The 25,983-nt window shown below is 61.0% G+C and carries 21 protein-coding genes and 4 pseudogenes; 21 read left to right on the top strand and 4 right to left on the bottom strand.

Annotated features, from left to right (window positions below; all coding sequences use genetic code 11):
* The 3 genes from SS05631_RS13690 to SS05631_RS13680 are packed head-to-tail and all read left to right on the top strand — an operon-like array spanning position 1 to position 2,934.
* A complete protein-coding gene (locus SS05631_RS13690) occupies positions 1 to 942 on the top strand; it encodes a type II secretion system F family protein (protein ID WP_037426202.1) in 942 nt (313 codons plus the stop codon).
* 17 nt (positions 943 to 959) lie between these two features.
* Entirely contained in the window at positions 960 to 2,252 is a 1,293-nt protein-coding gene (locus tag SS05631_RS13685; protein ID WP_037426199.1) for an ATPase AAA, read from the top strand.
* Between the two features lie 22 nt (positions 2,253 to 2,274).
* Positions 2,275 to 2,934 (top strand): hypothetical protein, encoded by a 660-nt coding sequence (locus tag SS05631_RS13680; protein ID WP_234820050.1) that lies wholly within the window; start codon positions 2,275 to 2,277, stop codon positions 2,932 to 2,934.
* A 223-nt stretch (positions 2,935 to 3,157) separates the two neighbouring features.
* On the opposite strand, the gene SS05631_RS13675 is transcribed toward SS05631_RS13680, so the two are convergent.
* Positions 3,158 to 3,640: a tetratricopeptide repeat protein gene (locus tag SS05631_RS13675; protein ID WP_234819551.1), complete on the bottom strand. Its 483-nt coding sequence runs from the start codon at positions 3,638 to 3,640 to the stop codon at positions 3,158 to 3,160.
* 936 nt (positions 3,641 to 4,576) lie between these two features.
* Here SS05631_RS13675 and SS05631_RS13670 point away from each other — a divergent pair.
* Together SS05631_RS13670 and SS05631_RS13665 are read left to right on the top strand one after the other, a co-directional pair.
* Complete coding sequence (locus tag SS05631_RS13670) at positions 4,577 to 5,374, top strand: response regulator transcription factor (RefSeq protein ID WP_037426191.1); 798 nt, start codon at positions 4,577 to 4,579, stop codon at positions 5,372 to 5,374.
* 959 nt (positions 5,375 to 6,333) lie between these two features.
* Positions 6,334 to 6,594 (top strand): annotated as a pseudogene (locus tag SS05631_RS13665) (carbonic anhydrase); the annotation flags it as partial.
* Positions 6,595 to 6,869: 275 nt separating this feature from the next.
* Here SS05631_RS13665 and SS05631_RS13660 read toward each other — a convergent pair.
* Both SS05631_RS13660 and SS05631_RS13655 read right to left on the bottom strand, forming a co-directional pair.
* Positions 6,870 to 7,669, bottom strand: a pseudogene (locus SS05631_RS13660) (alpha/beta hydrolase).
* Between the two features lie 51 nt (positions 7,670 to 7,720).
* Positions 7,721 to 7,927: a hypothetical protein gene (locus tag SS05631_RS13655; RefSeq protein WP_037426620.1), complete on the bottom strand. Its 207-nt coding sequence runs from the start codon at positions 7,925 to 7,927 to the stop codon at positions 7,721 to 7,723.
* A 261-nt stretch (positions 7,928 to 8,188) separates the two neighbouring features.
* Here SS05631_RS13655 and SS05631_RS13650 point away from each other — a divergent pair, with 261 nt between their 5' ends.
* The 11 genes from SS05631_RS13650 to SS05631_RS13600 all read left to right on the top strand — a co-directional run bounded on the left by SS05631_RS13650 (position 8,189) and on the right by SS05631_RS13600 (position 21,216).
* A complete protein-coding gene (locus tag SS05631_RS13650; protein WP_037426622.1) occupies positions 8,189 to 8,905 on the top strand; it encodes a Crp/Fnr family transcriptional regulator in 717 nt (238 codons plus the stop codon).
* A gap of 257 nt (positions 8,906 to 9,162) precedes the next feature.
* A complete protein-coding gene (locus SS05631_RS13645) occupies positions 9,163 to 9,462 on the top strand; it encodes a DUF982 domain-containing protein (RefSeq protein ID WP_083854326.1) in 300 nt (99 codons plus the stop codon).
* 366 nt (positions 9,463 to 9,828) lie between these two features.
* Positions 9,829 to 10,857: a substrate-binding domain-containing protein gene (locus SS05631_RS13640; protein ID WP_037426624.1), complete on the top strand. Its 1,029-nt coding sequence runs from the start codon at positions 9,829 to 9,831 to the stop codon at positions 10,855 to 10,857.
* A gap of 61 nt (positions 10,858 to 10,918) precedes the next feature.
* A complete protein-coding gene (locus SS05631_RS13635) occupies positions 10,919 to 12,445 on the top strand; it encodes a sugar ABC transporter ATP-binding protein (protein ID WP_037426628.1) in 1,527 nt (508 codons plus the stop codon).
* A 22-nt stretch (positions 12,446 to 12,467) separates the two neighbouring features.
* Complete coding sequence (locus SS05631_RS13630; RefSeq protein ID WP_037426630.1) at positions 12,468 to 13,457, top strand: ABC transporter permease; 990 nt, start codon at positions 12,468 to 12,470, stop codon at positions 13,455 to 13,457.
* A gap of 1 nt (position 13,458) precedes the next feature.
* Complete coding sequence (locus tag SS05631_RS13625; protein ID WP_037426634.1) at positions 13,459 to 14,466, top strand: sugar-binding transcriptional regulator; 1,008 nt, start codon at positions 13,459 to 13,461, stop codon at positions 14,464 to 14,466.
* Positions 14,463 to 15,458 carry an aldo/keto reductase gene (locus tag SS05631_RS13620; protein ID WP_037426638.1) on the top strand — a complete coding sequence of 332 codons (996 nt, stop codon included), beginning with the start codon at positions 14,463 to 14,465 and terminating at the stop codon, positions 15,456 to 15,458. The genes SS05631_RS13625 and SS05631_RS13620 overlap by 4 nt, the downstream gene beginning before the upstream one ends.
* Positions 15,459 to 15,469: 11 nt before the next feature.
* The gene (locus SS05631_RS13615) at positions 15,470 to 17,218 is read left to right on the top strand and encodes a glycerol-3-phosphate dehydrogenase/oxidase (RefSeq protein ID WP_037426640.1); all 1,749 of its coding nucleotides are present in this window, start codon (positions 15,470 to 15,472) and stop codon (positions 17,216 to 17,218) included.
* On the top strand, positions 17,191 to 18,033 hold the full coding sequence (locus tag SS05631_RS13610; protein WP_037426643.1) for a class I fructose-bisphosphate aldolase: 843 nt from the start codon (positions 17,191 to 17,193) through the stop codon (positions 18,031 to 18,033). The genes SS05631_RS13615 and SS05631_RS13610 overlap by 28 nt, the downstream gene beginning before the upstream one ends.
* 31 nt (positions 18,034 to 18,064) lie before the next feature.
* Positions 18,065 to 19,594, top strand: coding sequence for an FGGY-family carbohydrate kinase (locus SS05631_RS13605; RefSeq protein WP_095677996.1), 1,530 nt, complete (start codon positions 18,065 to 18,067; stop codon positions 19,592 to 19,594).
* Entirely contained in the window at positions 19,591 to 21,216 is a 1,626-nt protein-coding gene (locus SS05631_RS13600; protein WP_037426660.1) for a GMC family oxidoreductase, read from the top strand. The genes SS05631_RS13605 and SS05631_RS13600 overlap by 4 nt, the downstream gene beginning before the upstream one ends.
* A 77-nt stretch (positions 21,217 to 21,293) precedes the next feature.
* Here SS05631_RS13600 and SS05631_RS31030 read toward each other — a convergent pair.
* Positions 21,294 to 21,412 (bottom strand): annotated as a pseudogene (locus SS05631_RS31030) (NAD(P)(+) transhydrogenase (Re/Si-specific) subunit beta); the annotation flags it as partial.
* A gap of 212 nt (positions 21,413 to 21,624) precedes the next feature.
* Here SS05631_RS31030 and SS05631_RS13595 point away from each other — a divergent pair.
* From SS05631_RS13595 to SS05631_RS13575, 5 genes and pseudogenes are all read left to right on the top strand, one after another.
* The gene (locus SS05631_RS13595; protein ID WP_037426663.1) at positions 21,625 to 22,293 is read left to right on the top strand and encodes a haloacid dehalogenase type II; all 669 of its coding nucleotides are present in this window, start codon (positions 21,625 to 21,627) and stop codon (positions 22,291 to 22,293) included.
* Positions 22,294 to 22,681: 388 nt separating this feature from the next.
* Entirely contained in the window at positions 22,682 to 23,710 is a 1,029-nt protein-coding gene (locus SS05631_RS13590; RefSeq protein WP_244412413.1) for a phosphotransferase, read from the top strand.
* 103 nt (positions 23,711 to 23,813) lie between these two features.
* The gene (locus SS05631_RS13585) at positions 23,814 to 25,148 is read left to right on the top strand and encodes an aspartate aminotransferase family protein (RefSeq protein ID WP_037426666.1); all 1,335 of its coding nucleotides are present in this window, start codon (positions 23,814 to 23,816) and stop codon (positions 25,146 to 25,148) included.
* Positions 25,149 to 25,206: 58 nt separating this feature from the next.
* Positions 25,207 to 25,683: an Lrp/AsnC family transcriptional regulator gene (locus SS05631_RS13580; protein WP_037426669.1), complete on the top strand. Its 477-nt coding sequence runs from the start codon at positions 25,207 to 25,209 to the stop codon at positions 25,681 to 25,683.
* Between the two features lie 60 nt (positions 25,684 to 25,743).
* Positions 25,744 to 25,968: pseudogene (locus SS05631_RS13575) on the top strand (FAD-dependent oxidoreductase); the annotation flags it as partial.
* Between the last annotated feature and the right edge of the window lie 15 nt (positions 25,969 to 25,983).

Below are 25,983 nucleotides of genomic sequence, written 5' to 3'. Positions count from 1 at the left end.
ATGTGGAACGAGTACGGTATATACCTCATCGTCTTCTTCTCGGTCATGATCTTTTCCGCCGCCGCCTCGGAAGTCGTTTTCCGGCGGCGCGAGGTGGGTGTCCGGCTTTCGGAGGCCAAATCGCGGGTGACGGGCAATGATATCGTGGATGGCGCGATGGCGGATCTCGGCGAGGCCGAGAACCGCCTGATCCGCCGCTATTTCGAGATCACCCGACACGACACCAACGTGAATTCCACGCAGAACCGGCTCATTCGCGCCGGTTATTTCAGCGCCAATTCAGTCACCACCTTCCAGGCGATCCGCGCGATCGTCTGCATCGGTATGATGGTCATGACGGTCTGGGCGTTCAACCGCTTCTTCCCCGAGACGACGCGGATGATGACCTTGCTTGTCGGCATGTTCGCCGCCGGCACGACCTTTATTCTGGTGAATATCTACATCGATCGGCGCGGTGACGCGAAGGAGCGCGAGTATCGCCGTCTCTTCCCGGATTTCATGGACATGCTGATCGTCTGCCTGGATGCGGGCATGAGCCTTGAAGCCGCGGCAAACCGCGTCGCGCGGGAATTCGTAAGCAAGAGGAAGGACTTCGGTCTGCATCTTTCGATCATGATGCTCGAAGTGCGTGGCGGCCGCAGGCTGCGCGAAGCGCTTGCCAATCTCGCGGCGCGGCTCAGAATCGACGAGGCGCGGGCACTTGCGGTGCTTTTCCGCCAGTCGGAAGAACTCGGAACCAGCGTCACGCAGACGCTCAGGGTTTATAGCAAGGAAATGCGCGACATGCGCGTCGTCCGGGCGGAGGAAAAGGCCAATGCATTGCCGATCAAGATGCTGCTGCCGCTCGGCGCCTTCCTGTTTCCGGTAAGTCTTGTCATCGTTTTGGTGCCGGTCGTCATTCGCGTCATCAGTCTCATCGTCGGCCTGACGCCCGGCGGTTAGGGAAAAGCGGGGTTCCCATGCATTCGCTCAATCAGGTTCATGAAGATAGCGCTCCGGAACTTGACGCCCGTATGCCGCTGGCGCCGATGAGCGTGGAAGAAACGGGGCTCGAGTTCTCCTTTCTGCTGCGGCTCGCCGCAAAGTGCGCGACCGAGCAGGACACGGTGACGCCATCGCATCTGGCGGAACGGATGAAACTGCCCAAGGCGGTGATCAATCTTCTGGTCAAGGAACTGGTGAAGCTCGCCTATATGGAGGCAAGGGGTCTGGCCGGGGAGGACGTGAGGTCCGACATCCGATACGCGCTTTCGACCAAGGGCATGGAATATGCCCATGCAGCCATTCGCCAGTCCTCCTATGTGGGGCCGGCGCCGGTCTCGCTCGACGCCTTTTGCCGCCAGCTCGGCCTGCAGTCCATTCACCATGAGCGCGTGACCCAGGAAGGACTGCTCGCCAGCCTCGAGGGGCTGGTGCTGTCACCGTCGCTGGTCGAGAAGCTGGGTCCCGCTATGAATTCGGGGCAATCCATCCTGCTTTACGGCCCGCCCGGTAACGGCAAGACCAGCATCGCCGAGCGCACCTCGCGCCTGTTCCGACAGACGATCTGGGTGCCCTATGCCATCGAGGTCGGCGGTTACGTCATCAGCTTCTACGACGAAGCGGTTCACCAGCCGGTGAACGGGATGCCCTATCCGAAGGCCGATCAGCGTTGGGTCGAATGCCGGCGTCCGGTGATCAAGACCGGCGGCGAACTGACGCTCGACCTGCTCGACCTCGCCTACAGCGAAGGCTCGACGGTGTATGAGGCGCCGCTGCATCTCAAGGCCTCCGGCGGTGTCTTCATCATCGACGACTTCGGCCGCCAGCAGGTGATGCCGCAGGCGCTCATCAACCGCTGGATCGTGCCACTCGAGCGCGGCTACGACTTCCTGACCCTGCATACGGGCAAGAAATTCAAGGTTCCTTTCGATGAGCTCGTTGTCTTCTCGACCAACATTGCCCCGAAGGAACTTTCCGACGAGGCTGGGCTGCGGCGGCTGAAATACAAGATATTCGTCAACAATCCTTCTCGAGAAGAATATATCCAAATATTCGAGGCCTATGCGCGAGGCGTGGCAGTAGAGATGTCTGTGTCGGACTTGGAGCTGTTCTACGATCGGAAATACGGTGGCGAATCACTGGGCTCCTGCTACCATCCGAAGTATCTTCTCGACTTTATCGGGTCCTATTGCGCGTTCAACGGATTGCGAAAGGTCGCATCGCTGGAGATGCTGGAACGGGCGTGGGAAGGGGTCTTCACGGCGGACTAGCCGTCGGGCGGCGGAAAGATTCATGGGTATCGAGGCGGAGCACTTGCCTCGGCAACATCTGCCCCGACGTCCCGGGGATTTGGTAGTTCGGGGGCCACGGCCCGGTTTGGGGCGGAGTAAGGTGATGGTTGGCATGGCGAATATCGAGATCGAACCCGACGCGCGACGCGAAAAAGCGGATGAGCCTGTACGAAAACGGGCTGCGCCATTCATTGCTCTGGCACTGGTGTTTCTGCCGCTGAACGCCGGTATACTGCTCTACACGGCCAAGAACGCAGCAGACGTCCGAGAAAGCCGCGAAACACTCGCAGGCGTGAAGCGCTCCATTGACGGACTGAAGCTTCAACTCGAAAAACAGAGCCGCAACATCGCCAGGGTCGCAGGAGCCGATGAACTGGCGATCGTTCGCCAGCGGGTTGAGAACCTGCAGAAGGCGGTCTCGGAGCTGGACGACGGAATGCGCTCGGGCCTTCCGAGTTCCGGCGGCTCGGTTATCCTGAGCGCCCCGGGCAAGGGGGCGACGCAGCGCCTCGAGCCCTCGCTGACTACGGCTGCCACGGAGTTGCAGCCCCAGGACGGCAGCCTGCCCGCTATCGGGAGCGAGGGCGCCCCATCCAACTTGCCGCGTTACGAAAGATCGATTTCGCCGGAAGGCAAGTTGATCCTGCGGAAGGTGCGATAGCCGAAGCTATGTGGCAATCAAAGCGGCGAGAACGCGCAGGCTACAGCGGCGGCGTGTGACCGGAAAACATGCGATAGAACTGAAGCAGTTCTTAACTTGTAGCCGGTCCAAGAATTGATCGACAGACATGCGGCAATTAAAAAAACTACAGCGCCGCGCGTCTGATAAGACGCGCGGCGCTGTAGGGTTTTTACGAAACATGCGGTCGGCAGTCCGCCGGCTATTACCGCTGCGCGTATTTGACGCTGTTCTTCATCAGCTCGAGATTGCGCGCCGTCGTCTCATTCGCAGGGTCGAGCTCATACGCCTTGAGAAAGTATTGGCGTGCGCGCGGCAAGTCGCCGCGCAGAAGATGGGAATAGCCGACATTGTTGTAATAAACCGGACTCTTGCCGATCATCTTGGAGAGTTGCTGATAGGCCCGATCCGATGTGTCGAACCGTCCGATCATGTCAGCAGAGGCAGCGAAGCCGAGCCAAGCAGCGGGGTCCTGCGGAAAAACGGCAACCGCACGTTTATAGATGGCGTAGGATTTGCCGTAGTTCTTTTCCTTGAACTGCAACTTGCCGGTCGGGATCAGTTCGTCGTTCTTGTAGAAGGCGACGGCCGAGTCGTCCTCAAGGGTTTTGGCACTATCGCCAAATGCCGCAACGTCGTCGAAAGCAGCCGATTGGCATCCGCAAACGAAGAGCGCGACCAACAGCAATGGCGAAAGACGACCAAGTCGTGACTGAGTTTGATAGGTCAATATTCATCCCCTAAACACTGGGCCAACCTAGACTCACGCTCGCTCGCGCTCACGTAAAATCTTATGCGATAGAAGCTAACAAATAAAGAATTCGCGCCATGAGTCGCCATAAAGAGACACATGCCTCCGGCCGCGATGGCGCTGCCTGAGGGAAGCTTGCGTCCAGCCAGTTGCTTGCCGCCGGCCAAGCCGAGCGGGAACCCCGGAGAGGGAGCGAGTTGAAGATGCCGGTCGTGCTTTGCTCTCGCTCGTCTGCTTGCGACGTTGGTGGTGCGAGCAATCGTAAGCGCGCGAGCTCCGCATTCCCGGCATGAAGGAAGCTTCACAACCGCATTCCGCCTACAGCAACAACTGTAGCCGCAAAGTTTGAATACCCTCATCCTGCGCGGCAATCCCGGCAGGATCGAAGGGTATTTTGGGGCGCGACGTCTCTCCTTGTGAAAAAACTGCTTTGCTCCGGGCGCGTCACAACAGGCGGCAAAAGGCAATCGTTCCGCAGCCCGGGAATTCCCGCGCATCCGGCCACTCTTCTCGGGTGCGACGGCAGACGCGGCGCGCGGCTGCCCGATTGAACCTTCGGGGATTTCTGAACCGCAATTACCGTGAGGCGAGCGTTGACGCAGCATTCTGACCGAATGAGCGCGCTCATTAGGCGCCATACTCTGGTTGACGGCGATCTGAGCTAGTCCATCGTGAGTAGAAATGAACGGTGCGATAACTATCGGAACTTAGCGATAATGACAATGGCGCTCGTTAATAGTATCGATAAAACACAATTAGACCAAGTATTGATTGTTCAAGAGCGTGCCAGTTCAATAATTAAATTTCTTTTTCATGAGGTCGAATAGTATCAACACGTAATCAGCAAGATCTGAGAGTGCTAAGGAGGGCAAAATGGAACGCAAGAGCTCGACCCTGAGCAATACTGAAGAGCGCAATAAGGCGTTGCCGAAGAAAAACAAGGTCGTCATTCTCGCCAAGGCCGATCTGTTGTCCGAGTGTCTGACGCAGGCGATCAGCATGCGTTTTCAAGGTCAAGACGTCGTAAGCCTTCCCGATACCGAGGGTCTTTTGACCAGCAATCTTATCGGCGTAAGCCTGATCATGCTCTATCGTCTGCCGGCGGCAGTATTTCCATCAATCATGAGGACGATTCACGAGCTCCATCCAAATGCTGCGATCGGCCTGATGGTGCAGAATGCGGACGAACTCGACTCGTCAATTGCGGAACTTGTCGACGAAGGGTTGCTTCAAGGCGTCCTGCCCCTGAATCTCAATCTCGACGTATGCCTCAGCGCCATCGATCTCTTGATGAAGGGCGGCGAGCATTTTCCCGCTGCATTGCTTCGGTGTCTGGTGCCGAGAGCGCTCGCAGGGGGCGGCGTTGTCGCGCAAAAACAGGCGATTTCGGAAGATATCAATATGGAACGCGAGGCCGACATTGCCCCAAGCCTCCTGAGCGCGCGAGAGATCCAGGTTCTCGATCTCGTATGCAAGGGCACACGGAACAAGATCATCGCAGATCGTCTCGGGCTTGCCGAAAACACCGTCAAGGTGCATGTCCGCAACATCTACCAGAAGATGAAAGTGCGCAATCGGACGGAGGCGGCGTCGCGCTACTTGGAAGCGACGCTGGTTTCGCCTCGCTCCGCACCAGTCGCGCGGAACGCCCTGACCCAAGTGTCGGCTTGAATGTCGTGGCTCCGCGACTACAGCGCTGCGCGTCTTACCAGTCGATCGTGAACAACAGGCGGACTTAAAAGCGGCGAATTCCCTCGGCCCTGCAGCAGCACAGGAAGTGCCTGAGCGCGAACCAGTTGATGGGGCGAGAAAGTTTTAGCCGGCGACAGCCTGCCGGTTCCAATGAAGCCGCCCCAAACGCCATCTCAAACTTGGTCTATTGCCTCAGAATGTTGAGTATGTCCGCCTCCTCTTTGCCTGAAGTTCAGCAGTGCCATCTCGCAAACGAGGTTCGATCCTATTCATGCGTCTTCCCCCCATTACTCCGCGTTAACGCCGTTTGCAGAGGAATCGAATAACCGGCTAAGCGATCGCCTTCGTGGAGGTCGTCTGAAATCGGTTGCAGCCGCTATAGGTCACGGGGATGCGCTTGCGCTGGATTGCGGCTTTTCTCGTTGAATAGGTCCGCGGCACCGTTTGACGTGCGGTGATCCTCACGAACCGGCGCTAGGTAGGTGGGGAACCGTGGTCGCATGTCTCGTCGAGTGTGCGGCCTTGGGCGTCGCAAGCTCGTAGGCATTGGCCTGCTGCCGGTTCTACGGCCGACTTGAAGGCGCAAGACAGTCACGCAGGTTACCTGCGGCGAAGGTCGGCTCGGACGCCAATCCGGTCCTTCCAGGTGTCGCCGTCAGCGGCACAGGTGGGTCGAGTGGAGCCGCTCTTCACGAGCCCGGTGCACGGGTTGTTCGCGTTCTGGGCCAAGAAGATCGCATAATGTGTCGTCCGGAACGCCCCCAGTCGGGGGGGCCGCATGCACGCCCTACGCATTGTTGGTTGTGATTTGGCAGCGGCTGGTTGCGCTGCACCCTTTTGCTGTTCTTTTTCGCGCCTGCGAACAGATCGCTTCTGCAACCCGCCGGACGAGAGACATTCCTCCCAGTTCTACGTTCGGCCAGAAAGAGGATCCGAACATGGGTGATCTCCTGAAAGGTATCTCCAGTTTTCGCGGCGCGGTGTTTCCCAACCAATCGGCGCTTTACCCCAAGCTGGCGAGGGAAGGCCAGCAACCCCAGGCTTTGATGATATCCTGCGCCGATAGCCGGGTGATGCCCGAGACGATCACGCAAGCCGGGCCCGGAGATCTCTTCGTCTGCCGCAATGCCCGCAACATCGTTCCGCCGTTCTCGACCCTCAACGGTGGGGTCTCCTCGGCAATCGAATATGCCATTCTGACAGAGAGCCAGTGACAGCGGCTGACGCAGGGTAGCAACGCCAGCTAAAGGCCGCTTCGGGGCCGACAGGGGACGTTCTCTCGGACTGTCGCCGGCGACGGCTTCGGGTCGATCTGTCCGGTTCAGTTTCGTCGCAGTAGGTTGAGAACGGATTATATGTCGGCATTTGCGCCGGAAGCGGAAAGTCGCCGCGATTTATATGTTCTTGCTTCGAAAATCGTAAAATGTATCAACCGAAACTCTGAAAGCGGCCGTCCGCTCCCTCAGATATGGTACTAGAGCTCGTTGAAGCCCTCCAAGAACCGGATAATGTCGTCGACCATCGGGGCGTCCCAGAGGTCATTATGGCCGGAGCCGTCGTAGATCAGCATTTGCTTGGGCTTGGGTGCGATTTCATATAGCGCCTCGCCCGAAGAGAGGGGAATGACAGCGTCACGCCGACCGTGGATGAACAGCTTCGGCTGCCTGACCTCTGCTATTCTCAGGTCGGAGCGGAACGGATCCTTGATAAGGAGTGCAACCGGGAAGTAGGGGTAAATCGTCTGAGCGAGCGATAGCACCGACAGGTAGCCAGAAACGAGAATGACGGCGATAGCCGGTCTGCGCCGCGCAGTATCGACGGCGACGCCGCTTCCCAGAGACTGGCCGAGCACAATGATCGGGCCTTCAGATCCTGCAGCAAGCCAGTCGAATGCGGCAACTCCGTCGGTGAGTAGGCCTACCTCGCTCGGTGTCCCGGTCGACCCGGGATAGCCGCGATAGGAAATTGCCAGCAGGCCGATGCCTCGTGAGGCCAGCGCTTGGGCGAGAAAGCTATAGTTGTCGATCCGGTCAGCGTTGCCAAGAAAGAATAGCACGGCCGGCTTGCGGGGTTCGCCCCGGCTGTAGAGTCCGAAAAGCCTCTCTCTCCATCGGGCGTCCTAATATAGACAGTCTCGCCCCAGCTTGCGTGCCCAGGCGCCTGTTGCGCACCGGGATAGAGGAGGGCTCTCTGGGAGATGTACGTCACGCCGAGGAGGGACACATAGCCGATAGTCGTCACAGCCAACAACATCAGCAGAAGTTTTGCGATCATCCATCGACGCCTAAGGGCCTCAGCGCCAGACTGATCGGCATGCAGGGCCCCTCAACACCGCTTCGCTGCGGCGGCTAAACCCGTGGTGTCGCGAATCCCGGACTGATAGGCTTCGATCAGCTTCGCGGCAAGGACGTGAGCTTCTTCCGACTTCAGCGGCAGAGCCCGTACTTGCAGTTCCTTTCGGAAAATTTTCTCGATCATCTTGAGCTCGTCAGGCCCGATTGGGTCGCAGCTCCAAACTCGCTCGGATTTCATCAGCTTTTCCTCTGTGCCGGGCAACGCCGGTCGGTGTCGGCGCAAAGTCTACGCCCCTTCACCAATATGGCGAGTCATTAGAGCGCCTGGCGGATCAAGGGTCCGGAACCGTACGAACGAGGAGACGAGTCTGATGGGCGACGGTGCCTCTGTAGATTGGCGACGGGCAGCCTCCATGCTAATGTGCGGTCCGTTTCGGTCGGAGCTGAGCGGGGCGGCGAGGCGCCGCGGTGCCTGGCTCCGCAGCCTAGGGGAACGGCTATGGCAGTTCCTTCCCAAGCCTCAATCAACAATCAGTTGTTAACCCTGCTCCCCGAGCCCGACTATCGCCAGATCGCGCCCGATCTCGACCCCGTCAATGTGGCGAGAGGGTCGTTGCTGGCAACGGCCGGCGATCCCATCGAGCATGTCTACTATCTCACATCCGGCATCGGTTCGCTGGTCGCCTCCACGCCGGAAGGCAACAGAGCAGAGGCGGGCATCTTCGGGCGTGAAGGTTACATTCCAACCTCTGCGGCGATGGGTGTTGAGCTAAGCGTCCACGACGTCATCATGCAGATCGAAGGAGATGCTTACCGGATGGAGTTCACCGCATTCCGGAAGTGGATGGATCGTAACCGAAACTTCGCAAAGGTCATGATCCGGTGCATCGAGGCCTTCTCGATTCAGCTGACCTACACTGCCATTTCGAACGCCGTGCACGGGGTGGACGAGAGATTGGCGAGGTGGCTGCTGATGTGTCATGACCGTGTCTCAGGCGACGAAATTCCTCTGACACACGAGTTCATCTCGCTGATGCTCGCCGTTCGTCGTCCAAGCGTCACCACCGCGCTGCATATTTTGGAAGGAAACGGCTTCATTCGCTCGGTCAGGGGGAACATCATCATCCGGAACAGACAGGCCCTCGAGGAGTTCGCCCGGGACGCCTATGGTAAGCCGGAAGCGGAATATCAGCGGCTTATGACAGGGCTTTTCTGAGTCCGGAACGAAGTTCCAAGTCGCGCCAATAGATGTTTCAGCGCTCATCTTCGGAGCTAAAAAAGCCCCTCGGAGCATTTGCCGAGGGGCAGGTCATCAATGCGCAAGCCATTAGTGTGCGGTATGTAAAGTAGGGCACGAATCGAGATTGCTCCATCCTCGCTCGTCCAGCGTACGGAATCGGACTAACGGCTCGCGCGGTGGAACGACACGTGCGCCTCCTGGTTGGATAGCAGGTTCATAGATGGGAGATCTCAATGAAGGAGATCCCCTGGCGAATAGCCCTTTCGGTAAGACTGCAAAACGGCATAGAGCGACGGTTCTGTGGCCCGTATGACGCCCTCGACTTCCTCGAGAACGAGTGGCCAAACCATGGAAGACGTTACTACCAAGCAGTCAGGGATTGCCGTGCGGCGTTGTCGAGGCTTCAGACAGCCGAGGTGGCAAGGCTATCATTTATCGATGCCTGTATAGAGGCATCGATGCCATTTGCGGAGACCCGTGGCAGTCACACTCCGGCTCTGCTCAGGAGCACCTCTGCGCGGCGACGGTACTGAAACTAGCGTAAATTCCTGACCTCATCCGCATCCAAAGACGGTCCTGACGACCTCACTTCAACGACTCTCGTTCGCGGCGGTGGCTTTTGGGGAAGGGCGGCATCTGACCTAGACGGACAAGCTCACCTAGGGACCGAGATGATAGAGCCGGCGATTCCATCGCTTGCGCCTCGATCGATGACGCCTGTCATGTCACCGGCCGTCGGTGAATTATAATTCATGTAGTGAATTATATTGACAGGCAAAGCGCTTTGCGTTTAGCTGTCCATACCGGACTTCGAGGAGGAAATCCGGTCTTCACTGAGATCGGCGTCGGGTTGGCGCCCTCGGGATTTTTGGGAGGGGCTTCGGCCTCGAGGAGGACACTTGCGCACTTTTTTCAGCACGACCGCAATGGCGGTCCTTGCGGCAACGCTTTTTGCCGATTCCGCGGCCGCCGAGACAGAGAACCCGTTCCGCTGCAAGCCCGGCGAAAAATACGTCATGAACGTCATGGTCTCTGGCGTCGAATACTGGTTCCCGGTCTATGAAATGTTCAAGCAGGCGGGCCAGCAGTTCGGCTGCGAGACGGAATATACGGGCACGCCGGAATATGACGTCAACAAACAGATCGCCACATTCGATCAGGCACTGGCACAGAACCCGGCCGGCATTCTCGTCCATCCAATGAACTCCGACCCATTCATCGAGCCGATCAACCGGGCGATCGGCCAGGGCACGGCAGTCGTAACCTTCGCGGCCGACTCGCCGCTTTCCAAGCGCGTGTCGTTCATCACTTCGGACAACACCCGCGAAGGCATCTATGCCGCCGACGCGATCGCCGAGAAGATGAGCGGCAAGGGTGAATATGCGGTTCTCGAGAACCCGGGCCAGGACAATCACGACAAGCGCATCGCGGCCTTCATCGGCCGCATGGAGGAAAAGTGGCCGGACATGAAGCTGGTCGGCCGCGCTGCCTCCAACCAGGATCCGACCAAGGCCTATCAGGGCCTCAATAGTATTATCCAGGCCAATCCGAACCTCGGCGCCGTCTTCATGCCGGAAGCGAATTCGGCGATCGGCGCCGCGCAGGCCAACAAGGAAGGCGGTGGAAAGGTCCTCGTCATGTGCGCGGACGTCAACGCAAATATCCTCGACATGATCAAGGCCGGCGAGGTCTTCGGTTCGATCAACCCGAACCAGGGCATGCAGGGCTATATGGGCTTCATGTTGCTTTGGCTTGCCAAGCATCCGGAACTGATCGATCCGATGAACGACGCGAAGCGCTCCGGCTTCAACCCGATGAGCATCCCCGTCGTCGACAACGGCCTCTCCATCGTGACGGCCGAAAATGCCGACGACTTCTATTGGGACAAGTACCTGAAGCGTCGCGGTACGAAGGGCATCGAGGAGTAACCCCGGATTCAAGCCATCCGCGCCACATAGCGCGGATGGTTCGGGGGAGGGGAGGAACACGATGGCGGAGCCTGTGCTGACCATTCATCATGTCACCAAGCACTTCGGTGCGGTGAAGGCGCTGACGGACGTCGACTTCATGCTCGAACGCGGTGAGATCCATGCGCTGTGCGGCGAGAACGGCGCCGGCAAGTCGACGCTGATGAACATCATCGCCGGCGTACTGCAGCCAACCGAGGGTGAGATCCGCATGGACGGGAAGATCGTGCGGATCTCCTCGCCAGCCGTCGCCCAATCACTCGGCATTGGGCTCGTGCATCAGGAAATCGCGCTCTGCCCGGATGTGACAGTCGCGGAGAACATGTTCATGGCGGCGACCAACCGCCGCCGTGCCCCCTTCATGAACTACCGCGCGCTCGAACGCGCGGCGCAGACGGTAATGAACCGGCTGGCTGCAATCGACGTCGGCCGCAAGGTCGCCGATCTGCCGATTTCCAGTCAGCAGCTCGTCGAGATCGCGAAGGCTCTGACGCTCGACTGCCGGGTCCTGATCCTGGACGAGCCGACCGCGGCGCTGACCGAAAGCGAGGCACAGCAGCTCTTTTCGACTATCCGCGACCTCAAGGCGAACGGCATATCGATCATCTATATCAGTCATCGCATGGCCGAGATATTCAGCCTCTGCGACCGCGTCACCGTGTTCCGCGACGGTCGTTACGTCTGCACCGACCGCATTGCCGACATCACGCCGGATGACGTGGTACGCCATATGGTGGGTCGCGAGATCACGCAGCTTTATCCGGAGAAGCTTAGGCCCGGTGAGGCGTCCGGCGAGCCGATCTTCGAGGTGGACACCATCAGTGACGGCGAGCGTCTTCATGGCGTCAGCTTCGCGCTGCGCAAGGGCGAGATTCTTGGCATCGGCGGCCTGATCGGATCCGGCCGCACGGAAATCGCCGAGGCGATCTGCGGGCTTCGAGCGCGCACGGCGGGCACAGTATGCCTGCGCGGCAAGACGCAGAAGTTCAATTCCTATTCCGATGCCGTGAAGGCCGGGATCGTCTATCTGTCGGAGGACCGCAAGGGCTCCGGCGTGTTTCTGGAGATGTCGATCGCGAAGAACATGTCGGTGCTGGACCTGAAGTCGATGACGAATTCAGTCGGTCTCATGAACGCACGTGCGGAGGCTGCGCTTGCCGAGGGTCTCGCCCGGCGGCTTGCGGTCCGGATGGGCGGAATCGAGGCACCCGCAAAATCGCTCTCCGGCGGCAACCAGCAGAAAGTTGCGATCGCCAAGCAACTCGCGGTGAAGCCGAAGGTCATTCTGATGGACGAGCCGACACGCGGCATCGATGTGGGCGCAAAGGCCGAGATCCACCGGCTGTTGCGCGAGCTTGCCCGCTCGGGCATCGGCATCATCCTCATCTCATCGGAAATGCCGGAGCTGCTCGGCCTCTCAGACCGCGTGCTCGTCGTCCGGGAGGGCCGCATCGCTGGTGAACTCGGCGCCGACGAGATGACGGAAGAGGCCGTGATCCGCCTTGCCTCAGGGGTGGGGACGGCAAAGGCGGCAAACCATGCCGGGTGACGAGAACGTGGGAGGGACGGGAATGGCAATCGACACGATGGTGGCAGGCGCGACGAAGACATCCTCCTGGAAACGCATCGGCAGGATGCGCGAGGCGGGGCTGATCGCGATCATCCTCACGCTCTGCGTGGTCATGAGCTTCGCCTCGCCGCACTTCCTGACACTCGGCAACTTCCGCGCCATGCTGATGAGTTTTTCGGTTGAAGGCATCGTCGTCGTGGGCATGACGATCTTGCTCATCGTCGGTGGCATCGACCTCGCGGTCGGCTCCGTCGTCTGCTTTGCAATGGTGCTCTCGGGCACGCTCTTCCTCGCCGGTCTCGACCCTTGGATGGCCTCGCTCGTCGGCATCGTTGTGAGTAGCGCTATCGGCGGTATCATGGGCTTCTTCGTGACGGTCGTGGGCCTCAACCACTTTATCACGTCGCTCGCCGCCATGGTGATCGTGCGCGGCCTTTGCCTCATCGTCACAAAGGGCACGCCGCTTTCGCTGTTCACGCTGCCGGCGGGCTTCAAGGCGATGGGGCAGGGCACGTTTTATGGCGTCCCCTATGTCATCCTGATCTTCGTTGCCGTCGTCATCCTGTTCGATTTCTTGCTGCGCCGGGCGACCGCGTTCCGAAAGGTCTTCTACACCGGCAGCAACGAGAAGGCGGCGCTCTATTCCGGCATCAAGACCAATCAGGTGAAATTCTGGGTGACGGTGCTCTGCTCCACGCTCGCCGGTGTTGCAGGCGTCATCTACATGTCCCGCTTCGGCGCCGCGACCCCCACCTTCGGCGTCGGCATGGAACTCAACATCATCGCGGCGGCGGTAATCGGCGGCGCCTCGCTCAATGGCGGCTCCGGCACGATCCTCGGCGCCATCCTCGGCATAGCGCTTCTCTCTGTCGTCACCAGCTCGCTGATCCTGCTCGACGTTTCGGTCTATTGGCAGGACATGATCAAGGGGTGCATTCTGCTCGCTGCCGTTTCCATCGACCATTTCCTGCACAAGCGGAAGGCCGCCTGACATGCCAATCACCAAGCTGAAACCCCGGACGACAGCCGCGCGCGAGGAGATCGTCATCGCCCGCCAGATGCACCAGGCGCTCGTCCTGCACTATATGGAGGGCCTGACGCAGGCACAGATCGCCGACCAGCTCGGCATTTCGCAAGCCACCGTTAACCGCCTCATCAAACGGGGCCGCCAGCTCGGTCTGGTCGAGATCAAGATCAAGTCCCCGGTCGAGCCGCTGGTCGACCTCGAGGAACGGCTTCTGGCGCTCGGAGGAATCGGCCGTGCGGTCGTTGTGCCGACCATCTCCGACAATCCGCAGACCGCGCTTCAGGCTGTCGGAGAGGCGGCGGCCCGCCTGCTGCTGGATGAGATCGGCGACGGCGACACCATCTGCATCACTGGCGGCAAAGGAGTGAGCGCCGTCGTCGCCGGTTTGCAGCCGCCGCATCGTTTCGATGTCGAGGTCATTCCGGCGACGGGCTGCGTGCAGGGCAAGCACTATACCGATGTCAATCATGTTTCGACCCTGATGGCCGACCGGCTCGGAGGGCGCTCCTACCAGATCCACGCACCCCTCTTTGCCGACGATGCCGAGCAGCGGGCGATGCTGATCAACATGCGTTCCGTCGCCGACGTCTTCAAACGGGCGCGCGAGGCGAAGGTGGCGGTGGTCGGCATAGGCTCAATCCTGACGGACGACTCGAGCTACTACGATCTGCACCCGTCCTCCAGCACCGACCGGGCGGCGATCGAACGCTCCGGCGCGACCTGCGAACTGCTCGCCCACCTGCTCGACGAACGAGGCCGAGTTTGCGACTACAGCCTCAACCGTTCGCTGGTGTCGCTGACGCTTGAGGAGTTTGCCTCGATTCCGACCAAGATCGGCGTCGCGAGCGGACCCAACAAGGCGGGCCCAATTCTCAGCGTCATGCGGGGCAACCATCTCAATACGCTCGTAACCGACGAGGCGACCGGAGCGCGTATTCTTCAAATTGCCTCCGAGCAAGGATTTTCTGCATGAGTGGTGAGCAGTTAACCCGCGAAATCGGACGCTCCGGCGTCATGGCATCGGCCGTCGGCCTTGGCACTTGGGCGATCGGCGGCTGGATGTGGGGCGGAACGGATGAGGCGGAATCGATTGCCGCCATTCACGCTTCGCTCGAGGCCGGCGTCACTCTCATCGACACGGCGCCGGCCTATGGCCTAGGTAGGTCGGAAGAGATCGTCGGCAAGGCGATCGCCAGCCGCCGCGATAAGGCGGTGATAGCCACCAAATGCGGCCTCGTGTGGCATACGCAGAAAGGCAACCACTTCTTCGACCAGGACAGCAAGCCAGTCCATCGTTACCTAGGTCGGAACTCGATCATCCATGAGGTTGAGCAAAGCCTGCGCCGGCTCGGCACAGATCATATCGACCTCTATATCACCCACTGGCAGGACGCGACGACGCCCATCGAGGAGACGGTAGCGGCGCTGGAAGAGTTGAAGCGAGCCGGAAAGATCCGCGCGGTCGGCGCCAGCAACGTCAGCCCCTCGGAGCTGGAGCAATACATCAGCACCGGATCGCTCGACGCGATCCAGGAACGGTTCAGCATGATCGATCGCCAGATCGAGGCGGACCTGCTGCCGCTCACCATTGTCAATCGCGTGTCCACGCTCAGCTATTCTTCGCTGGCGCTCGGCCTGCTCTCCGGCACGATCGGACCGGACCGCGTCTTTTCCGGCGACGATCAGCGCAAGGACAATCCGAGGTTCTCCGTCCCCAACCGGAAGAAGGCGAAGGACTTCGCCGAGGCGATCCGGCCCGTCGCAGAGCGTCATGACGCCAGCATCGCTCAGACGGTAATCGCCTGGACGCTGAGGCAGGCGGGGGTGACCTTTGCCCTATGCGGCGCGCGAAATCCAGCGCAGGCGCTCGACAATGCGCGGGCCGGCACGCTGCGGCTTTCCGATGAAGACCTGGCAGCCATCGAAGCGGCCGTTTCGGCGAAGCTGGCCAACATGGACGGATAGCGGACTGTCATATGAACCGAAAAGAGACTTTGGACGGGCTTCGCCAAAGCCCGAAGGTGGACGTGTGCGTCCTTGGCGGCGGTATCAACGGGATCAGCGTTTTCCGCGAGCTGGCGCTGCAGGGCGCGAGCGTGCTGCTGGTCGAGAAGGGGGACTATTGCTCCGGAGCAAGCGCTGCGCTGTCGCGCATGGTCCACGGCGGTCTGCGCTATCTAGAGAATGGTGAGTTCAGCCTGGTGCGGGAGTCGCTCGTTGAGCGCGACCGGCTGCTGCGTAACGCCCCCCACTATGTCGCTCCGCTGCCGACTACGGTGCCGATCTTCGATGTCTTCTCCGGTCTTGCCAACGGCATCGTGCGCTTTCTCGGTCTCACCCGCCGCCCCAGCCGTCGAGGTACCGTCGCCGTTAAGGCCGGTCTCGGCATATACGATTTCTTGACGCGCAAGCGTGCGCTGATGCCGCGCCACCAGTTCCGCGGCCGCAAGGCGACGCTGGAAAAATGGCCGGCGCTCAATTCGGCAGTTCTAAGCTCCGCGACCTATTACGATGCCTGGGTCAGTCATCCCGAGCGACTCGGCGTCGAGCTGTTGCGCGACGCTCTGTCCGCCGGGGCGAATGCTTGTGCCCTGAACTACGCGACGATGGAGCAGGCCGATGCCGGGGAATTCCTGCTGCATGACAGCCTTTCCGGCGAAAGACTCGCGATACAGCCGCGGCTGGTCATCAACGCCACCGGCGGCTGGATCGACATGGCAAACGCTACACTGTTTCCTGCAGGCGACCGACCCGCGCCGCTTATAGGTGGCACGAAAGGCTCGCATCTGATCATCGACAATCCTGCGCTCCACGACATGCTCGACGGGCACATGATCTACTACGAGAACGAGGACGGACGCATTTGCATTCTGTTTCCCTATCTCGGGAAGGTGCTGGTCGGCTCGACGGATATCCGCGTCGACGATCCCGATGCTGCGCGGTGCGAAGCCGATGAGCGGGACTATATCCTGCAATCGCTTGCCTTCGTGCTGCCGGGCGTGCGCATCCGACCGGAAGAAATTGTCTTTCAGTTTGCCGGCGTACGCCCGCTGCCGGCGAGCAACGACAGCTTCACCGGCCGCATTCCACGCGACCATTTCTGCACCCTGCTCGAAGCGCGCGAAGGCGGGCCGCCGGTGCTCTGCATGATAGGCGGCAAGTGGACGACTTTCCGATCCTTCGGCGAACTGGCCGCCGACATGGCGCTGGAACGGCTCGGCCATAGCCGCTGCGTCGACACGGCAGATCGCACTTTCGGCGGCGGACGCGCATTCCCAGAAAACCGTAACGGCTGGATCTGTGACCTGTCGGACTCGACAGGCCTTTCCCCCGATCGCGCCGCAACGCTTTTCGAGCGCTACGGCACAGACGCGGAAGACGTCGCCCGCTTCGCCGCGGCGGGGCCGGACCACCGCTTGCCCCATGCCGGCTACAGCGCCCGGGAGCTCCTGCATCTCATCCGCACGGAGGCGGTCGAGCATCTGGACGATCTGCTCCTCCGACGCACGACACTCGCCATCACCGGTGAGCTTTCCCTCGACATGGCCGAGGCCGCGCTCGACCTGCTTGCAGCCGAAAAAGGCTGGCCGGCGCCGCGCAAGGCCGAGGAGCACAGCCGTTTTCTCACCCTCATGCGCGAGCGCCACGGCGTCGCGGAGGCAACCCTTTCCGCAAGGAACGAACAAAGGAGTGAATTATGCGACACAACCGCAAGGTCCGGGTGAACCGACTGTTCGGCGACGGCCGTTGCCTGGACGTGGCGATCGATCACGGCGTGTGCAACGAGCCGTCCTTTCTCGATGGCCTGGAGAATATGCCAGCCGTCGTAAAGGCGCTGGTCGATGCCAGACCTGACGCGATCCAGATGAACCACGGCCAGGCCGACCTGTTGCAGGACCTTCCCGGCAAGGACAAGCCGGCTCTCGTCATGCGCATCGACATGGGCAATCCCTATAACCGCATCCGCCATCGCGACATGTGGGCGGTGTTGCAGAACGAGGCCGAACCGCTGATCGGCGCATTGCAGATGGATGCCGCCTGCGTGGTGGTCAATCTCTTCATGCTGCCGGATGAGCCCGATCTGTTCCGCCAATGCGTCCAGAACATTTCGCGCGTGCGGGCACACTGCGAAGAGTACGGCATGCCGCTGATGATTGAACCACTCGTCATGCAGCCGGTAACCGAACGCGGCGGCTACATGGTCGACGGCGACGCCGACAAGATCGTCACGCTGACGCGGCTTGCCCGCGAGATGGGCGCGGACATCATCAAGGCTGACCCGACGACGAATCCGGAGGATTTCCATCGTGTAGTCGAAGCGGCGCGCTGCCCGGTGCTCGTGCGCGGCGGCGGCAAGGAAGACCTTCGCGCCGTCTTCGACAAGTCTGCCGCCTTGATGCGGCAGGGTGCTATGGGCATGGTCTATGGGCGCAACATCTACCAGCACGCCAAACCGAGCGCCGTGGTGCGCGGGCTGATGGCAATCGTTCATGAGGACGCGAGCGGTGAGGAGGCCTTCGCACTCTATCAGCAAGGGTGAGGCGCGGCACAGACCTTGGGAGGGGCTCAGAATGCAAAACTATCTGTTAGGGCTCGACGCTGGCAACACCGTCATCAAAGCGGTGATCTTCGATCGGACGGGCCGGGAGCTGGCGCAGGCCGGGGAGGAGGGGCATAGCCGCATGCCGTGCCCCGGGCATGTCGAACGCGATCTCAGCGAGCTCTGGGCCAATGCCAAGCGCGTCATTCGCGCCTGCCTCGACAACGCGGGGATTGCGGCGAGCGACATCGCCGCGATCGGCTGCGCCGGTCACGGCAATGGGCTTTACGCGCTGGACAAGTACGGCGAGCCGCTGCTCGGCATCCAGTCACTGGATACGAGGGCGACCGACCTCGTCGAGGAATGGGCCGCCGAAGGGGTCGGCGAGCAGACCTATCCGATCGCGCGTCAGCGTCCCTGGTCCTCGCAGACGCCGACCCTCCTCGCCTGGCTGAAGCGCCACAGGCCGGAGGTCTTCAGGCGCATCGGCACGGTGTTCTTCTCCAAGGATTTCGTCGTCAACCGCCTGACCGGCAGCCGCGTCAGCGAAGTCTCGGACATGTCGGGCGCCGGCCTGCTCGATCTCGCAGCGCGCCGCTATGACAGAACGCTGATGGAGGCCTATGGCCTGGCCGATTGCATGGACCTCCTGCCGCCACTTATCGAGAGCACCGACATCGCCGGCATGGTGACGGAGGCGGTGGCGAGAGAGACCGGTCTTGCCGCGGGCACGCCGGTGATCGGCGGGCTGTTCGACGTCGTCGCCTCGGCGCTTGGCTCGGGCGTATCGCGCACCGGCAGTGCCTCGATCATCGCCGGCACCTGGAGCATCAACCAGGTCATCATCGACGGTCCCGACCTCGATGGCCCCGTCTTCATGTCCTCGACCTTCGATCGCACCCGCTACATGGCGATGGAAAACAGCGCTACCTCGGCAGCCAATCTCGAATGGCTTGTGCGCGAGTTCTTCGAGGGGCAGCATGCGGAGAGCCTCTCGCCCTTCGACGCCTGCTGCGCGCTGGCGGCTGCCGTCGAGCCTGCGGCGGATGATCCGCTCTACCACCCCTATCTCTACGGCGCCCAGCGGGACGGCCACGCGCGGGCGGGCTTCTACGGAATTGCCGGCTGGCACACCAAGGGACATCTAATCCGTGCCCTGCTCGAAGGCGTTGCCTTCGGTCATCGCCAGCATATAGAGACGATCCGCAAGGCAGGCGCGTCCTTCGACGAGGCAGTGCTCTCTGGCGGCGGATCGCGCAGCCGCCTCTGGCCGCAGATCTTTGCCGATTTGCTCGGCGTTCCCGTCTCCGTCTCGGTCTCGCGGGAAACGGGCGCGCTGGGTGCGGCGATCGCGGCGGGGGCGGGCGTCGGCCTCTTCGCCGATTTCACAGAGGGCGCGGCTGCCATGGTACGTGTCGACCGGCACTACAGACCGAATAGCGTGCTCGCCGCGCACTATCATCGCCGCTATGCGCTCTACAGGGACATAGCGGAGGCGATGACCCCGCTTTGGCGGCGGCTTTCGGCAACCACAGGCCGGGAGACGGGAGTTGCAGCATGACCGTGCATGACACTGAAATGCCGGCCGACGAAGGCATATATGACTTCATTATCGTCGGTGCCGGTTCGGCTGGCTGCGTTCTCGCAAACCGGCTCTCGGCCGATCCCAAGAATCGAGTGTTGCTGCTCGAAGCGGGCGGCAGCGACCGCTACCATTGGGTCCATGTGCCGATCGGCTATCTCTACTGCATGGGCAATCCGCGCACCGACTGGATGATGAAGACGGCGGCGGAAGCCGGCCTCAACGGCCGCGCGCTGAACTATCCGCGCGGCAAGGTGCTCGGCGGCTGCTCGTCGATCAACGGCATGATCTACATGCGCGGGCAGGCTGCCGACTATGACGGCTGGCGGCAGGCGGGCAATGTGGGCTGGGGCTGGGACGACGTGCTGCCCTATTTCCTGAAGTCGGAGGACAGTTACCGCGGCAAGTCCGCCATGCACGGGACGGGCGGCGAGTGGCGCGTCGAGCGCCAGCGCCTCTCTTGGCCGATCCTCGATGCCTTCCGCGATGCGGCGGAAGAGCTCGGCATCCCGAAGACAGATGATTTCAACGGCGGCGACAACGAGGGTTCCGGCTATTTCGAAGTCAACCAGCGCGGCGGCGTGCGCTGGAACACAACGAAAGCCTTCCTGCGGCCGGCAATGAAACGAAAGAATTTGCGCGTCCTGACCGGGGCCGAGACCGAACGGCTGGAGTTTGACGGCAAGATGGTCACCGGCGTGCGTTTCCGCCTTGGCAGCCGCCTCTGGATCGCTCATGCATCACGCGAAGTGGTGTTGTCGGCTGGCGCCATCAACTCGCCGAAAATCCTGGAGCTGTCGGGCGTCGGTCGGCCGGACCTGCTGTCCACCCTTGGCATTCCCGTCCACCACGAACTTCAGGGCGTCGGCGAGAACCTTCAGGATCACCTGCAGATACGCACAGTCTTCAGGATTGAAGGCGCGCGTACGCTAAATCAGCTCTATCACAACGTCTTCAGCCGGGTCGGCATGGGTCTGCAATATGCCATCAGCCGATCCGGCCCGCTCTCCATGGCGCCGAGCCAACTCGGGATCTTCGCCAAGAGCGATCCGGCCGTCGCGACGGCCGATCTCGAGTATCACGTTCAGCCGCTTAGTACGGACCGGCTCGGTGAGCCGTTGCACCGCTATCCCGCCGTTACGGTGTCCGTCTGCAATCTCCGGCCGGAGAGCCGCGGCACAGCGCATGTCACCGCGCGTGATGCGGCACCGCCACCGGAGATCCGCCCAAATTATCTCTCCACCGCCGGCGATCGACTGCTTGCGGCGAAGTCCATCCGGCACGCCCGCAGCCTCATGGAAACGAAGGCGCTCGCGCGATTCCGACCCCAGGAAATGCTTCCCGGCCGCAAGCACGACAGCGACGAGGATTTGATCCGCCGCGCCGGCGACATTGCGACGACCATCTTCCACCCCGTCGGTACCTGCAAGATGGGAAGTGACCCTATGGCAGTGGTGGACGCGAAGCTACGCGTGCACGGCATCGGCCGATTGCGTGTCATCGACGCCTCCATCATGCCGACGATTGTCTCCGGCAATACGAACTCGCCGGTGATCATGATCGCGGAGAAGGCATCAGAAGCCATTCTGAAGCGGTTATGAGGATTACTCGAGGCGCCTTGGAGCACAGCCACGGGGCTGGAGCCCGCACCTCCGAGGATCGACGCCTTGACGATCTCCTAGGTGACCTTCTTGGCGTCGCGAAGAGCATCATCGTGCCGTCCTTGTAGAACAGCGTGTTGTCGATGCCGGCATAGCCGGAGCCGAGCGAGCGCTTGACGAAGAGTTTGCGGCAGGTGCTGAAAAGCGGGTTGTTGTTGTCCCTTGGAGGCTCCGCCCTCGGCGCCTCGGCGGCAGGGATCACCGTCCCCGCGCAATCGAAAGAGCCAACCTGACATTTGGTCCAGAATTTTCTGCTGACGAGCCGGGGAATCCGGACGGTACAGCGGCTGAGGCGGACTTATGATTGTTCATACGGAAACAGATCCCCGCCAAAAAAGGACGAAGCGCATGACCACTTTCCGCCCAAAATACATCACCTTCGACTGCCACGGCACGCTGATCAACTTTCAGATGGCGGAGGCGGCACGCGATCTTTACGGCGACCGCATGAGCGAGCAGAAGATGCTGCAATTCATCGCGGACTTCTCGGCGTACCGACTCGATGAAGTCATGGCCGACTGGAAGCCCTATGCGGAGGTGGTCCATAACGCACTGGCGAGGACCTGCAAACGCAACGGCGTCGACTTCAAGGACGAAGACGCCCAGATGGTATACGAACGCGTTCCCACCTGGGGGCCGCATCCGGACGTTCCGGCTGGGCTTGCCAAGGTGGCCAAGGAGATTCCGCTGGTCATCCTGTCAAATGCAATGAACTCGCAGATCATGTCCAACGTCGAGAAGCTCGGCGCGCCTTTCCACGCCGTTTACACCGCCGAAGAGGCTCAGGCCTACAAGCCGCACTTCCGGGCCTTCGAATATATGCTCGATATGCTTGGCTGCGGTCCGGAGGACATACTGCATTGCTCCTCCTCGTTCCGCTACGATCTGATGTCCGCTCATGACCTCGGGATCAAGAACAAGGTTTGGGTCAATCGCGGTCACGAGCCGGCCAATCCCTATTACGGTTATGTCGAGATCGCCGGCATCTCGGAATTGCCGGGCGTTGTCGGGCTCTGAGGAAGCCTGAATTACATCTGAAAACCTCTCTTCCAGCGGCCCGATAACGAACCTCGGTTTGCCGGAGTGTCGAGGGGTCGAGAAGGACCATTACGGTGCCGCCATGTTCGGCGGTGGCATCACGGGCCCAGCGCGAGCGAGGTAATTCCCAGAGCTGGGACCGAGACAATCGTGCTGGAGGCGGGACGGTGGTCCGCCCGCCTTCAGCAGAAATCGCCCGACCTTATCAGGGCTGGGTGCCGCGGAATGGATGCCATCTCGACGGTCGCTTCTCGGATGCCGCAGAGCATGCCGCTCCAAACAGTGCGAGGTCTCAATCTTGGATGCTTGTAACGATGCGCTTCCGGACGACGGCGAGGGTCATCTCGACGGCACCCAGTCGGTCGGCATGCCTTTCACCGAAGTGTATTTTCGGGCCGCCGCCGCTATTCTGACGACAAAGCCAAGCGCGGCGGAAGCGCGCGTGTCGGGTGAGCTGCTACTACGCCACTACGGTCTGACGGGAACGACCATGGTCCTGTCCTCGGAAGTCGAGTGTACCGCGGACGTCACCCTGTCCAACAGCGATCGGTTGATCCTCAAAACGTCAGCGCGGCCGGAAGGAAGAGACAGTTTCCGCTTCCAGGTTGCGGCCCTCGCAGGGCTGGAAGGCGCCTCCGGTTTTGCAGCACCTCACATTGTGCGTACCAGCGGCGGTACGCTCATGTTCGAAGAGGAGGAGATTTGCGGCTACCTGCAGACCCGACTTCCGGGGGTGCCGCTGCACCAGGCGAACGCAACTCCGGACGTCCTTTACCGGGTCGGCACGGCGCTCGGCAGGCTCAGTTTGGCTCTCGAGCCTCTGAAGTTGCCCGCCATGCACCGCCCGGTCCTTTGGCATGTCGGATGTTGGCCGAGGCTGATGCAACTGGAGGAGCATCTGCCTTCAGGACCCGTTGCAGATTCCGTGCGTCTTGCCATGCGCAATTATGTCGAGCTTATCGAGCCGCAGCTGCGCGAGGTAGCATGGCAGGTCACGCACAATGACCCCAGCCCGTTCAACGCGCTCCTGACCGATAATGGAGTCGCGTTCATCGATTTCGGCGACGGTTGCTGGGGCCCACGGATCCAGGATCTCGCGATTGCGGCAAGCCACGTCGTGACGGACCCGTCTTTGGCTCTGGGGGGCGCAGAAAATCTCATCGCTGGTTATGCTTCGGTGCGCCCGCTTTCCGCACTTGAGGCAAAACTGCTCGTCGGGCTGATACAGGCGCGGCAAAGCGCCCTCATCCTGATCAACTACTGGCGAGCCGGGCTGTTTCCGGCCGAGGCAGCATATATCAAGAAGAACGTGGCCCGGGCCGAGCGCGGGCTCGCTATCCTATCGGCGTTAGGCGTCGGGGAGGCGGAGATGGCTGTGCATCGCGCGGTGCCTTAGTTCGGCGTTGCCGAAGGCACTCCGAGTGTTTCGTCACTCGCCTTGGAATGAGTACGGTAACTCGCGACCTTCTCGCGGTGGAAACTTAAGCAGGATCAAAGCTATGTCCACAGATCTCATGCCCAACCGCTTTACCCCCGGGGAAGCCACAATTCCCCCCCGCGAATCTGAGCTGATCGCCCGGCGCGACAGCGTACTCGGAGCCTCCTACAGGCTCCAATACCGCCGACCGGTACATTTCGTTCGCGGCGAGGGCATATGGCTCTACGACCCCGACGGACGTCGCTATCTGGATTTCTATAACAATGTGCCCTCTCTTGGGCATTGCAATCCAGAGATCAACGCTGCCATGGCGGAACAAGCCAGCCGAATTAGCGCAAATACCCGCTATCTCGAGCCGAGGCTTGTCGATTACGCCGAACGGCTCGTGGCCACCTTTCCCGAGGAGCTGAACCGCGTTGTCTTCACCTGCACGGGTAGCGAGTCGAACGATCTGGCGCTCCGGATCGCCCGGCTGACCAGCGGCAGCGAGGGCGTGATTGTCTCTTCCCATGCCTATCACGGCACCAGCGCGGCCACGGCGATGGCGTCGCCCAATCTGGGCGACGCCATCAAGCTCAGTCCTGCCGTCCGTATGGTGTCGCTGCACGGTCCCGCGGGCGTGCCGGACCGGCAAGCTGCGGAATTTTTTGAAGAACAGGTTCGCTCCGCTATCGCCGATTTGAATCGGCGTGGCATTGGCGTCGCGGCCCTCCTCATCGACAGCATTTTCTCCAGCGACGGCGTCTGGGTGGACCCGCCTGGTTTCATCGCCGGCGGAGTCAAGGCGGTGCAGGAGGCGGGTGGCCTCGTGATTGCCGATGAAGTTCAGCCGGGATTCGGGCGGACGGGCACACATATGTGGGGTTTTGAGCGACACGAAGTTGTTCCGGACCTCGTTACCCTCGGCAAGCCCATGGGCAATGGATTTCCAATCGGCGCGGTTGTTGGCCGCAAGGCACCGATGGATCGCTTTGGCGCTACTGCCCGGTATTCAAACACCTTCGGTGGCAATACTGTCGGGATCGCGGCAGCCGACGCCGTCCTGACTATTTTGCATCGGGATCGGATCCCCGAGCATGCGCTTGCCATGAGCGAGCGCCTGCGGGTGGGGTTGGAGCATCTTGCCAAGCTGCACCCCGGTATTCGCGGCGTCCGAAACGCCGGGCTGTTCTTCGGCGTCGACATCGGGTTGGATGGAGCGGGAGAGGCCAGCCGGCGAGCCATGGCTTTGGATATCGTAAACCTGATGCGTGACGATGGCGTTCTCATCAGCACTACGGGCGCCAACGAGGATACGCTGAAGGTGCGTCCCCCACTGATCTGCCAGGCGGAGCATGTGGATCGGTTCCTCGAAGCCATGGAAAGCGCGCTCAAGAAGGCCGTTGCGCAGGTGTAACGTCGGCTGCCTCGGCAGCCGAATACGCTCGCTATTCTCATCAGCGAAAGCTAGGTCCATGAAACTAGATCGGATCGACATCAAGATCCTGCACGTGCTGCAGCAGCATGGCCGAATGACAAATGTGGAGCTTTCGGAGGTGGTGAATCTATCGCCGAGCCCCTGCCTCATGCGCGTGAAGAAGCTGCAGTCGGAGGGCTATATCGAGGGCTATTCGGCGCAGATCAATGTCGGCAAGTTGGGACAGACGTTAACGGTGTTCACCGAGGTGACGCTGAAGAACCACCGGCAGATCGACTTTACACGCTTCCTCGCCGCCGTCGAGAAGATCGATCAACTAATCGAATGCCATGTGGTCTCGGGCGGCTACGACTACCTCCTGAAATTCGTGACCGCCGGGATCGGCGAATATCAAGAGATCATGGAGCGGCTGGTCGAGTTGGAGGTCGGCATAGACAAGTATTTCAGCTTCGTCGTGCTGAAATCGCCGGTCGTGAAGGGGCACCTGCCGCTGACGAACCTGTTTCGGCCATAGAATCTCATCAACACTTCGCCTGCTACGACCGGGCTGAGGGCAGCGAGCAAGCGCACCGCCATGAAATTCCTGTCCTACTGGCACGACACCGCCCCGGCCTTCGCACCCGTCTATGGCTATTACGACGTCGCGGTGATCGGCGGTGGCTTCACCGGCCTCGGCGCCGCCCGGCAGCTCGCTAGGGCACGCGCCAAGGTCGCCGTGCTGGAGGCGAAAAAGGTCGGCTGGGGCGCCTCCGGCCGCAATGGCGGGCATTTGAAAAACGGGCTCGCGCACAGCTATCTTAGGTTCGGGTAGGTA

Origin of the sequence: Sinorhizobium sp. CCBAU 05631, from assembly GCF_002288505.1 — a bacterium.
Classification (GTDB): Bacteria; Pseudomonadota; Alphaproteobacteria; order Rhizobiales; family Rhizobiaceae; genus Sinorhizobium; species Sinorhizobium fredii_C.
The sequence above is the reverse complement of the archived record's forward strand: the minus strand, read 5'-3'. Positions and strand labels throughout refer to the sequence as shown.